Below are 11,422 nucleotides of genomic sequence, written 5' to 3' on the forward strand. Positions count from 1 at the left end.
ATGTATTTAAAATGCTATTTATTTTAATAAATTCAACGCCATTTGATAGCATGTAGTACAAATCAGTTACACTACATACCATTACTTCATCAATATATTAAATCGAATTCACGTTCGATTTTTAAAGAAATAAATCGTCATGATGGCTGAGAATATTTTATCTATTGATCTGCAATTGTTCGCACTCAAACAGCAAATCCCAGTGTCATCCAAAGCATTGTTGCAACAAGCACAATCGGTTCAAATTAGCGCTCAAGCAATTGAATACCAACACGGCATTGCCGAAGCGATTTTATTGCAAGCCCAATTTCATTGGGCCGACATGGATTATGCTGCGGCCAAACACGCCATACGCCAAGCTTTGCGCTACGCCAAACAAAATCATGCCGACGATTTATTAGCCGAGGGGTATCATCTATCCGCCCTGATTCACGTTGCGGATTCAAGCTATACCCTGGCCTTAAGTGCATGGCTTAAATGCCTTAAATTACTTCGCACTTTGCGTATTGAGTCATTACATATTGAAGTGCTGATTGGTTTAGGTAATTTATGGGCGCTCGATTTGCAATACGATAAATCGCAAGCGGCACTCAATGAAGCATTAACTCGCGCCAATCAAATTAACGACGCGCAATTAGCCGCCAAAGCGGCCATTTGTTTAAGTCGTGAACATCTAAAACAAGGTTTATTTGATGAGGCACTGGTGAGCCTCTCGCAAGCAGCGCAACACGTCAGTAAATACACCAATCCAACTTGGCATGCCGAAATCTATAATTATCGCGCTCGCGTTTGGTTATCACTGAATCTCACCGATCAAGCGCATGCTGAATGTATTCAAGCATGGGCCCAAATTGCGGAACACGACAATCTGGCGTGGGCTCAATGCTTAACGCAAGTGAGTTTGGCGCAAGTGGCCTTGGCTAAAAATAGTGATCCAACGCCACAACTCAATCGCGCTAGCGCACTGGCCGAGCATTTTCATTTATATGCATTCTTAAGCCAAATCGCTTTAATCCGTTCGCAATACGCCGAAAAAAAAGAACATTGGGATGAAGCTTTAAATCATTTTAAAATACATCGGCAATTAGAATTAGGCGCGCTCGCCCAACAACAGCAATACGGTTTACATAATTTCAATTCATTACCATTAATGCAATTGGCCCAAAAAATAGAAAAAGAGCAGCAGTTACTTAAAAATGAAATCAGCATCAAAAAAAACGACGCCTTGAATAAAGTGCTGATTCGTCACTTTTGGCTAGCCCAATTACAACAACATATCAAAGACAAAGTGGCCGTTGGTTTAATCTTTATTCGTTTTAGTTTGGCAACCAATGTCCATATCCATCAGCAACGGCTATTTTTACTCTCGGCCCTCTGTGACGAGTACAGTGTGCTTTGCCATTACGCCAATGGCGTTTACGTCATATTGACGCCCAGCATCAGCCATGCCGACCTATTGCAAACACAGCATCACCTTGACCAAATTTTGCAGTTACTCCCGTGGGAAACCGGACCGACGACTACGGCGGCAATGCGGGCTCAAGCACACCATACGCTCACCGATGTATTGACCCAAGTTGAGGCCACGCTTTTTTCGGATGCCGCCCTATCATGAACCATGCCACCTTATTTAGTAGTCAGCTGCAACAAATTAGCCACAATTTAGAGCTGCATGCCCCTTTACCTGCCCTGGCCTTGATTCATGAAGTAAATAGCGCCAACCCTCGCGCCAATCCTAAGCAAAAAATTGCCCTCTTACTGCTCAAAGCCCAAGCCGAAACTGAATTAGGGCAAAGCTATGCCTTAAGCAGCACGCTGAACGAAGCGTTTGATTTGTCGCAAACTGCTGATTTGGCTTTAGAGCGCTTACAAATCATGAATCAACTTGCCGATCAAATGTACACGATGGGCAATTATCGGCAGTCGATTCAATTGTGGCTCAACTGCATTGAACTTGGCTTGGAACTTGGCGATACCACCACTGCAATCGCCGCATTTATTTCGATTGGCGGTATTTTTAATGCCGCCGATGAACATGAACGCGCCTATAAACTGCATCTGCAAGCGCTGCAATATTGTCGCAATATTGCCACCCCCTATATTTACTGCACCATTCGGCTGTATCTGGCTGCAGACGCCATGTGGCTTAAGCGCCCTACCGATACCCTCAGATTACTCGATGAGGCCGACCCGATTATCCAGCAACATCAGTTTCACCACGAACTGGCCGAATCCTATCTTTGGCGCGCACAAGCCTTAGTGCAACTGAATCAAACCGACGAGGCCATTCGCTATCTATGCCAAGCCTTAACTTACGCCGAACAAACGCATCACTTCTGGGCGCAAATCAAGTGTGGGCATCAACTGGGTTTGATCTACACCCAACAACAGCGCCACTCAGAGGCCGAACAATGTTTACTTGAAGCGCAAGCCATCGCCAAAGACAGCGAATTTATGCAATTACTGCGCGATTGTTTACTCGCGCTGTCTACCCTTTACGAGCAAATGGGGCAAGCCAAACAAGCCTTATTGGCCTTGCAAGCGGCGCACGATTTAGAGCACGGCCTAGCCAAACGCGCGCCGATTTTAGAACTAGAGCCGCGTATTCTCAAGCAGTTAGCGCAGCTAGAAACCCGCTTTAGTTTGGAAATTAGTCGCCAAGAAAACCGCCAACTGATCGAAGTACAGGCCCAGCAAAGCCAAAAACTCGATCAATTACGCACCGAAGTCGAGCAAGATCCGCTCACCAAACTCGCCAACCGCCGTTGGCTCGACACCCATTTGCCACAGCAATTACGCAGCATTAGCGAGCAAGAACCATTGTCGATTTTATTGTTGGACCTCGACCACTTTAAAAAAATCAATGACGATTTTTCGCATTTAGTCGGCGATGAGGTATTGCGGGAACTGGGCTTTATTTTGCAACGTGCTTGCCGCGATATTGACACACCGGTGCGCTATGGCGGAGAGGAATTTTTATTGTCGTTGCGCGGATTAAATTTATTTTCGGCAGCCAAAGTCGCCGAACGTATTCGCCACCAAGTAGAAAAACATCCATGGCCAGCCAGCTTGGGTGGGCGCGCTGTGACCATCAGTATTGGCGTAGCGCAAGCGCATCAAGGCGACACGCTCAGCAGCTTAATTGAACGCGCCGACCAAGCGCTGTATTGCGCCAAAAGCTTAGGTCGTAATCGGATTGAGCTTTAAAACTGGCCTGCGCTAGCGATCAACATTAATTCACGCCGCGTGCTAGCCATTGTTTAATGCTAACGTCGTGCATCAAGAAATCAAGCCACCATTTTAATGCATGGCCGACATTATTATTTTGCCACGCAAAACACATCCGAATCGGCGGGCTCACCTCCGCCACCGCTTTGGCCACCAAGCGCCCATCAGCTAAAGGCGCCGCCGCCAGCGCCAAAGGCAAATAACCACACCCCAGCCCGGCAATTTGCGCGTTCACCTTATGCTGCATACTGGGCACGCGTAAAGTTTGCTGTCCTGACAATAAACCTATCGTATACGGCAATAAATGATGCGAAGAATCGGGCACCACAATCGCCCGATATTGCTGAATCATACTCGCAGCCAGTGGCTCACTTACGCTGGCTAAAGGGTGACTCGGCGCGACCACAAAAACACTACTGAGCTCACCCAAGACATGGCTCGATTGCGTTGCCGAATGATTGCCCAAATGACTAATGGCGCCAATCACTAAATCAGCGCGGCGCTCTTGCAATGACTCCCAAGATCCACCCAAAGATTCTTCAATAAAACGCAAGCGTGTGCCCGATTGCAAAGCATCAAATTGCGCAATCATCGGCCAAATTAATTCAAACGGCAGCACGGTATCCACTGCAATCACCAGCTCGGTTTCCCACCCCGTGGCCACGCGCTTAATACGGCATTCGAGCTCACCGGCCGCCAATAACAAGTGTCGACCTTCATTCAGTAGCTCAAGCCCTGCCGGCGTTAACTGCGCGCGATGACCGCTGCGATCAAAAATTTCGACGCCCAAATCATCTTCTAATTTTCGCACCATATAGGTGACTGCCGAGGGCACGCGATGCACCTCAGCGGCGGCCGCAGCAAAACTGCCGCGCCGGGCAATGGCGTCAAGGATTTCTAGGGCTTCTAAAGAAAGACGCAACATAGTCTTGTTCCAAAAATTTGAATGATATCGTGCTATTTTTTTGCTATCACAGCAGTAAACCTAAGCATATTATGGCATACATCATTCAAAATTAATGAAGGGCTTAATATGATTACCTTAAGAAAAGCCACTGAACGCGGTCACGCCAACCATGGTTGGCTCGACTCTCACTTTAGTTTTTCATTTGCCGAATATTACGACCCAGCGCATATGCATTATGGCGCACTGCGCGTCATCAACGATGATCGAATTGCACCGGGCATGGGCTTTGGCATGCATCCGCATCAAGACATGGAAATTATTACCTATGTGTTATCAGGGGGTATAGCCCACCAAGACAGTATGGGCAATGGCTCGGTGATATTACCCGGCAATGTACAAAGAATGAGCGCCGGTACGGGGTTGCGCCATAGTGAATACAACCCCAGTAACGACACTGAAACGCATTTATTACAGATTTGGATTTTGCCCGCACAAAAAGGCGGCGCGCCGTCTTACGAAGAAAAAACCTTTAGCGACGCCGATAAACGCGGCCAATTGCGCCTGATCGCCAGCCCAACAGGTGAAGCCGGTTCGGTGACGATTTTACAAGATGTGAAGCTGTACGCGGGATTGTTTGACGGCGCAGAACACGCCGAAATGCCGATCTTGCCGGGTCGAAAACTCTATCTTCATGTCGCCAAAGGGCAAGTTCAAATCAATGGTTTAGTCCTCGACGCGGGCGACGCCATGATGCTCAAACAAGAAGACGCACTCAAAATCCAAAATGGCCAAGCGGCGGAAGTCTTAGTTTTTGATGTGTTTTAATCCATCTGACTGCTGGTCACCACCCAAGCTCAGCTTAGGCTTGCTGTGGTGACCCGCGTTATCTCAATTCACTTGCTGCGCGGATCAAGTGCTTGCCTTAGACCTTCACCAATAAACACCAGCAGCAACATCAAGGTCAGCAACACGGCAAAGGTCGACATCGAAATCCACCATGCATCTAAATTGGCCTTCCCCTGCGCCAACAATTCACCGAGCGACGCGGTTTGTTGGCCCACACCCAGCCCAAGAAAATCTAAACTGGTCAGCGCCAAAATCGCCGCCCCCATTCGAAACGGCAAAAACGCCAGCACTGGCGTTAAGCTATTGGGTAACACATGGCGACGAATAATTTGCCAATCGCTCAAACCCATACTGCGCGCGGCCAGCACATATTCTCGATTGCGATGACGTAAAAACTCCGCGCGCGTGTAATCGGCCAAGCCCATCCAACCCAATAGCGTCATCAAAATCAGCAATAAGCTCAAACTGGGCGCAAAAATCGCCGTAAAAATAATTAGCAAATACAGCTCAGGCAATGCCGCCCAAATTTCAGAAATCCGCTGGCCAAATAAATCCACGCGCCCGCCAAAATAGCCCTGAATCCCGCCAATCACCACGCCAAGCACCGAGCCGGTTAAGGTCAATGCCAGCGCAAACAATGCCGAAGTGCGAAAGCCATATAATAATCGCGCCAATAAATCACGCCCTTTATCGTCCGTTCCGAGTAAATTGTCGCGCGACGGCGGCGCTGGATTGGGCGCACTAGCAAAATAATTGAGCGTATCAGCGGCATAACGATTTGGCGGAAAGATCGCCCAATTGCCCTCGCTGGCCAATTGCTGCTGCATAAATGGATCAAGATAATCGCTTGGCGTCGGAAAGTCCCCGCCAAAAGTGGTTTCTGGATAGGTTTTAAACAGCGGAAAATACAGTTGCTGCTGATAACGCACCACGTAAGGCTTGTCGTTAGACACCAGCTCAGCCAGCAAACTGATGCCCATTAAAATCCCCAACAGCCATAAACTAACCAGCGCTCGCCGTTGCGATTTAAACCGCCCCCAAGCTCGCGCCCATGGTCCTACTGAATGCAGCGCGCTCATGTGTTTGCCCCCACCGCACCAAACTGCACGCGAGGATCAACGACCACATACGCGATATCTGACAGCAAGCGCCCAAGCAAACCCAATAAAGTAAAGAAATACAGCGTACCCAAGACCACCGGATAATCGCGGCGAATCACCGATTCGTAAGCCAACAGCCCCAAACCATCGAGCGAAAATAGCGTTTCAATCAATAAACTGCCGGTAAAAAAAGCACCAATCATCGCCTCCGGCAAGCCCACCACCAAGGGCAGCGCAGCATTACGTAAAATATGTCGCCAAAAAATGCGGCGCTCAGTCAAACCCTTAGCCCGCGCTGTACTGACATATTGCTGATGGATCTCCTCTAAAAAACTATTTTTGGTCAGCATCGTTAAGCTTGCGAATCCTGCCACCACCATGGCGGTTACCGGCAAGGCCAAATGCCAGAAAAAATCCATCAGCTGCGCCGACCAAGACATCGTCGCAAAATCATCCGAGGTTAAGCCACGCAACGGAAATAGCGCCCAAAATGAACCGCCACCGAATAACACCAACAGCACCACCCCCAACACAAAAGAGGGAATCGCATACCCCACCATCAGCATCACCGTGGTCACCGCATCAAAACGCGAACCATGGCGCAGCGCTTTGGCCACGCCCAGCGGTACCGCAATCAAATAGGTCAGCAGCAAACTGCTAATCCCCAAGCTCATCGACACCGGCAATTTATCCCAAATCAATTGCGTGACGCTGGCGTGGCGAAACCAGCTGTCGCCCAGATTAAACGTCGCGTAGTTTTTCAGCATTTGCCAAAATCGCACCGGCGCCGGTTGATCAAAACCATATTGCGCCTTGATTTGGCTGAGCTGCTCCTCGCTTAAACCCCGCGCCGCCTGATAGCTGCTTGACGACCCAACCGACGTATTGCCCGCCGCCCCAGCAGCACCGCGCCCTTTAAGCTGATACACCATCTGCTCCACCGGCCCACCGGGAACAAATTGAATGACGATAAAACTCACCAACAACACGCCCAGCAAGGTGGGGATCATTAGCAGTAATCGTTTGAGGATGTATTGCAGCATGGAAAACCTTCGAAAGTAGGATCGGTGGAGCGAAGCGATACCCATCAACGTGAGCAATAATGGGTATCGCCGAAATACGGCTAAGCCCATCTACGCGCTTAAAAATCTAAACTAGTACCCATGCTCCGCATTAAACCGAGCGAGCGCCCGTCAGTGCGGGGAGACCGGCGCACAGGAACCGGAATGTACACAAGGTACATGAGGATTCCGAGCACCGCCCGACCCGTAATCACGGGATGCGCAGCCTGTTTAATGTGGGGCAAGCCACCATGTCGCCAACATCCAATCCCCCGCTTGATAATACAGCGGCATCGTTTTAGCCATCGCAAAGCGGTCGCGCCATGCGGCGCGGTGAGTGGCGCTATACCAGTGCGGAATAATGTAATGCCCAGCGAGCAAGGCGCGATCAAGAGCGTGGACTGCGGTGATTTGCTGCTGATGATTGGGCGCCTGCAACACATGATCAATCAAGCGATCAATCGCCGGACTTTTTAATCCCATCACATTGCTGCTGCCCTTGGTGTCGGCGGCTTGACTGCCGTAATAATCAAGCAACTCTTGGCCAGGGCTTTGCACATTCGGAAAGCGCAACACCACCATATCAAAGTCAAAATCATCGAGTCGGCGTTGGTATAAAGCAAAATCAATATCGCGCTGTTTAACGACGATGCCCAGTTTGGCTAAATTACGAGCCAAGGGCGGAAACACCCGCCCCATAGGGCCGCCATCATCTAACAGCTCAAATTCAAAAGCCTCGCCTCGCGCATTACGCAAAGCGCCATCGCGGTATTGCCAACCGGCTTGTTTTAATAATTCGCGCGCTTGCCTAAGGTTTTGCCGCAATGAATTGGGCGGATCGGTGTTGGGTGGCGCCGCGAGCGTGCTGAATGTTGCTGCAGGTAATTGCGATTGCAGTGGCTTTAATAGTTGTAATTCTTGCGCGGTCGGCGCGCCGCTGGCGGCAAGTTCGCTATTGGCATAAAAGCTATTGAGACGTTGATATTGGCTGTAAAACAATTGGCGATTTAACCATTCAAAATCGAGCGCCAAGCCTAAGGCTTGCCGCACGCGCAGATCGGCAAACAGCGGCCGACGTAAGTTCATCACATAGCCTTGCATGCCACTGCTATTGTGGTGACGCAATTCGCTTTTTTTAATTTCCCCCGAGCGAAACTTAGGGCCTTGATATTGTCGCGCCCACAAACGCGCACCATATTCGGTGATGAAATCAAATTCTCCGGCTTTAAACGCCTCGAGTTTGGCGGTTTCATCTTGGTAATAACGATAGGTAATTTGATCAAAATTATATTGCCCACGCCGTGTTGGGTGATTGTTGCCCCAGTAATCACTGCGCCGTTGATAACGAATGGATTGGCCGAGCTTATAGTCTTTAATTTGGTACGGCCCACTGCTAATCGGCGGTTCTAAAGCGATTTTATCCAAGGTCTTGCCTGCCCCCCATTGCTGAGAAAACACCGGCAGCGTACCGACGATTTGCGGCAATTCACGATTGGCAGTTTTAAAGCGATACACAATGGTTTGCGGATCAATCACATCAACGCTAGCCACATCGCGCAATTGCGACGCATATTGCGGTGCAGCCAAGCGACTATTGAGGACGGTAAAACTGTGTTTGACATCGGCAGCCGTCACCTTTTGCCCGTTATTAAACCGCGCCGCAGGGTTTAAAACGAACGTCACCGATAAGCCATCCTTGGCCACTTTGATCTCTTTGGCCAATAGCCCATACATGGTGGCAGTTTCATCCCAACTCATCACACCGAGCGACTCAAACATTAGCGCTCCTAAGCCAGCGGCTGAGGTGCCTTTGATGATAAAAGGATTGAATGAGTCAAAACTATTGCGCCGATCCGGATTGGGCAATGTAATCGCCCCGCCCTTTGGCGCGACTGGATTCACATAATCAAACGCAGTAAAGCCAGCGGCGTACTTAGGCGCATCGCCAAGCGAAATTGCATGCTCAGCGTAAGCTGGCAGCAGCCATAAAGACAATAGTAGCAGTAGGTAAGATTTCATTTGCCCATGATAAGCCAGACTCAGGCAATCGGCAGCAATCGCCACGCAGTTGGCGTGTTAGAATCACACTTCATTCTTTGCTTGTCCATTTGAGCCCCTAGCCATGCCTTTTTTAGCGATTGAAACCTCATCCGAACATTTGTCTTTTGCCATCAATACCCCCAGTGGGATCGTGTCACGCGAATGGCTGGTTGGACAAAAACAAAGTGAAGTCACGCTACCGTATTTACAGACTTTTTTGAATGAATGCGGTCTCACCATGCGCGATATCGAAGGCATCGCCTATCCAAGTGGACCCGGCTCATTTACTGGCTTACGTATCGGCTGTGGCATTACTCAAGGATTAGCATTTGCCCGTAATATACCTGTAGTCGGTATATCGACCTTACTCGCGATTGCAGAGGCTTGTGGCGCAATACGGGTAGTGAGTTGTCTAGATGCCCGCATGAACCAAGTTTACTTTTCGGCGTTTGAAAAACGCAATGGTCAATGGACTACGCTTGTTGAAGCCTTGGTGTGTAACCCCGAAGACGTGCCTATGCCTGATGGCGATGGCTACACCGGCGTCGGCAATGGTTTTAGCGTATATTCAGCGGCACTCGAAGCGCGTTTAGGTGCCAAAATCGACACCGTTCGTAGCGAGATCTTCCCCCATGCGGCGCAATTACTGACGCTTGCTTTGCCTATTTTTGCGGCCGGCCAAGGCCGTCCTGCTGATGAAGCAGAGCTGGTTTATTTACGTGACAAAGTGGCGCTTAAAACCCATGAACGGGTGCAGAAATAATGCTAAAACGGCTGACTGAAGCCGATCTTGCCGCCGTGCTTGCCATTGATACCGCAACCAACCCTCATCCTTGGACAGCGGCGCAATGGCTCGACTCACTCAATCACCATCAATGCGATGGCCTGTGGCTGCACGATGAATTAATTGGTTTTAGCGTTTGCATGATCACTTTGGACGAGGCGGAATTACTACTTATTGCCATTGCGCCACAATGGCAGCGTCAACAAAAAGCAAACCAGCTGCTCACGGCATTACAAGAAAAATTATGCCGACAAAGCGTCGTGACGCTGTTTTTAGAAGTTCGAGAGTCCAATACCGCAGCACGAACACTATATGCCAAGCAAGGTTTTACACAATCCGGTCGACGCAAGGGGTATTACCCTACAAACGAAGGTAGAGAAGATGCACTGCTCTATACCCTGCATTTGGAGGATAAGGCATGAATCGCCGCGCACTCATTCTTAATGAGCTAGGCCTCAATCCACAATGGATTCGCCACGCTGTTTTACAAACTCTGAACACTCAGGCGCAACCCACGCCTGCAGCATTAAGCCCAATTGAGCCAGTCGTCGCACCGGCCCATATCAGCGAAGCGCCGGAGTCAGTACAGACTGAGCCTGTCGCCATTCAACGTGAGCGCAAATCGACTAAAGCGGCAGCAGCACATCGTTTGTTACAACAAAATCGTGCAGCGGCCGATCCCAACAACAAGGTATTGTCGAGCGAAGAAATCAGCCACATTGATGCACGTAGCGAACGAATTGCCGAGCTGAACTGGGAAGAACTCCGCGTTGAGATTGCTAGCTGTACCGCTTGTCCACGCAGTCAGCAGCGCCAACAAGCCGTCTTTGCGACCGGCGCCATCGAAGCGAGATTGTTGATTGTCAGCGATGCACCCAGCAAAACTGAAGAACAACATAATCTAGCCATCTTTGGTCCTTCACAGCGCATGCTCAATCAAATGCTAGTCAGTTTGGGCGAAGAGCAACTCCAAAACTCATTGATTACCAACGCCGTTAAATGTCATGGCTCACGTAATCCGAATACACAAGAAATAAAAGCCTGCGCACCTTTACTGCAACGCCAGATTTCACTACTAAAACCAACTGCCATCCTCGCAATTGGTCAATTTGCTGCCGAAAGCGTACTCAATACCTCGGCCCCCATTCGCGAATTACGCCAGCTAAATCAACAATGCCAAAACATTCCAACCATCGTGACTTATCACCCGAGCTATTTACAAAGAAACGTCCACGATAAAGCCAAAACTTGGCAAGATCTATTGCGCTTAAAACAAATATTTCAATAGCTTCTCAATCAAAAACGCCTCGCTGCTAATGCCGTTCACTTAAGCTAAGTGAACGGCATTAATGCTACTTGTGGACTTTTTATTTTTATATCTTCTTTTCGGCGGCGCATTCATTACCATGCTTGCATGAATAATGCTATCTTAATTAAATCTCACGAACAGCAAAAA

The 11,422-nt window shown here is 49.2% G+C and carries 10 protein-coding genes; 6 read left to right on the top strand and 4 right to left on the bottom strand.

From position 1 onward, the window contains the following. The first annotated feature begins 139 nt into the window (after positions 1 to 139). Positions 140 to 1,615: a hypothetical protein gene (locus tag Q0V82_RS10325; protein WP_297575465.1), complete on the top strand. Its 1,476-nt coding sequence runs from the start codon at positions 140 to 142 to the stop codon at positions 1,613 to 1,615. Then, entirely contained in the window at positions 1,612 to 3,207 is a 1,596-nt protein-coding gene (locus tag Q0V82_RS10330; protein ID WP_297575467.1) for a GGDEF domain-containing protein, read from the top strand. The genes Q0V82_RS10325 and Q0V82_RS10330 overlap by 4 nt, the downstream gene beginning before the upstream one ends. A 25-nt stretch (positions 3,208 to 3,232) precedes the next feature. Here Q0V82_RS10330 and Q0V82_RS10335 read toward each other — a convergent pair whose 3' ends face one another. Then, entirely contained in the window at positions 3,233 to 4,153 is a 921-nt protein-coding gene (locus Q0V82_RS10335) for a LysR family transcriptional regulator (protein ID WP_297575469.1), read from the bottom strand. A 108-nt stretch (positions 4,154 to 4,261) separates the two neighbouring features. Here Q0V82_RS10335 and Q0V82_RS10340 point away from each other — a divergent pair, with 108 nt between their 5' ends. Further along, on the top strand, positions 4,262 to 4,960 hold the full coding sequence (locus Q0V82_RS10340; protein WP_297575471.1) for a pirin family protein: 699 nt from the start codon (positions 4,262 to 4,264) through the stop codon (positions 4,958 to 4,960). Positions 4,961 to 5,028: 68 nt separating this feature from the next. On the opposite strand, the gene Q0V82_RS10345 is transcribed toward Q0V82_RS10340, so the two are convergent. From Q0V82_RS10345 to Q0V82_RS10355, 3 genes are all read right to left on the bottom strand, one after another. Then, a complete protein-coding gene (locus Q0V82_RS10345) occupies positions 5,029 to 6,060 on the bottom strand; it encodes an ABC transporter permease (RefSeq protein ID WP_297575473.1) in 1,032 nt (343 codons plus the stop codon). Beyond that, positions 6,057 to 7,124 (bottom strand): ABC transporter permease subunit, encoded by a 1,068-nt coding sequence (locus Q0V82_RS10350; RefSeq protein WP_297575475.1) that lies wholly within the window; start codon positions 7,122 to 7,124, stop codon positions 6,057 to 6,059. Before Q0V82_RS10350 ends, Q0V82_RS10345 begins: the two co-directional genes overlap by 4 nt. A 249-nt stretch (positions 7,125 to 7,373) precedes the next feature. Then, positions 7,374 to 9,161, bottom strand: a complete 1,788-nt coding sequence (locus tag Q0V82_RS10355; protein ID WP_297575477.1) for an extracellular solute-binding protein — start codon at positions 9,159 to 9,161, stop codon at positions 7,374 to 7,376. Positions 9,162 to 9,264: 103 nt separating this feature from the next. Here Q0V82_RS10355 and tsaB point away from each other — a divergent pair, with 103 nt between their 5' ends. From tsaB to Q0V82_RS10370, 3 genes are read left to right on the top strand one after another with little or no spacing between them, the layout of a single operon-like run. Beyond that, entirely contained in the window at positions 9,265 to 9,945 is a 681-nt protein-coding gene (gene tsaB, locus Q0V82_RS10360) for a tRNA (adenosine(37)-N6)-threonylcarbamoyltransferase complex dimerization subunit type 1 TsaB (protein ID WP_297575479.1), read from the top strand. Then, positions 9,945 to 10,388 carry a ribosomal protein S18-alanine N-acetyltransferase gene (gene rimI, locus Q0V82_RS10365; RefSeq protein WP_297575481.1) on the top strand — a complete coding sequence of 148 codons (444 nt, stop codon included), beginning with the start codon at positions 9,945 to 9,947 and terminating at the stop codon, positions 10,386 to 10,388. The genes tsaB and rimI overlap by 1 nt, the downstream gene beginning before the upstream one ends. Next, on the top strand, positions 10,385 to 11,254 hold the full coding sequence (locus tag Q0V82_RS10370; protein WP_297575483.1) for a uracil-DNA glycosylase: 870 nt from the start codon (positions 10,385 to 10,387) through the stop codon (positions 11,252 to 11,254). Before rimI ends, Q0V82_RS10370 begins: the two co-directional genes overlap by 4 nt. Positions 11,255 to 11,422 lie beyond the last annotated feature (168 nt).

This window comes from uncultured Deefgea sp. (assembly GCF_947072475.1).
Classification (GTDB): domain Bacteria; phylum Pseudomonadota; class Gammaproteobacteria; order Burkholderiales; family Chitinibacteraceae; genus Deefgea.

Excerpts from the sequence above, each read along its gene's own strand:
- Q0V82_RS10325 (WP_297575465.1), top strand. The coding sequence starts at position 140 with ATGATGGCTGAGAATATTTTATCTATTGATCTGCAATTGTTCGCACTC.
- Q0V82_RS10330 (WP_297575467.1), top strand. The coding sequence starts at position 1,612 with ATGAACCATGCCACCTTATTTAGTAGTCAGCTGCAACAAATTAGCCAC.
- Q0V82_RS10335 (WP_297575469.1), bottom strand. The coding sequence starts at position 4,153 with ATGTTGCGTCTTTCTTTAGAAGCCCTAGAAATCCTTGACGCCATTGCC.
- Q0V82_RS10340 (WP_297575471.1), top strand. The coding sequence starts at position 4,262 with ATGATTACCTTAAGAAAAGCCACTGAACGCGGTCACGCCAACCATGGT.
- Q0V82_RS10345 (WP_297575473.1), bottom strand. The coding sequence starts at position 6,060 with ATGAGCGCGCTGCATTCAGTAGGACCATGGGCGCGAGCTTGGGGGCGG.
- Q0V82_RS10350 (WP_297575475.1), bottom strand. The coding sequence starts at position 7,124 with ATGCTGCAATACATCCTCAAACGATTACTGCTAATGATCCCCACCTTG.
- Q0V82_RS10355 (WP_297575477.1), bottom strand. The coding sequence starts at position 9,161 with ATGAAATCTTACCTACTGCTACTATTGTCTTTATGGCTGCTGCCAGCT.
- tsaB (WP_297575479.1), top strand. The coding sequence starts at position 9,265 with ATGCCTTTTTTAGCGATTGAAACCTCATCCGAACATTTGTCTTTTGCC.
- rimI (WP_297575481.1), top strand. The coding sequence starts at position 9,945 with ATGCTAAAACGGCTGACTGAAGCCGATCTTGCCGCCGTGCTTGCCATT.
- Q0V82_RS10370 (WP_297575483.1), top strand. The coding sequence starts at position 10,385 with ATGAATCGCCGCGCACTCATTCTTAATGAGCTAGGCCTCAATCCACAA.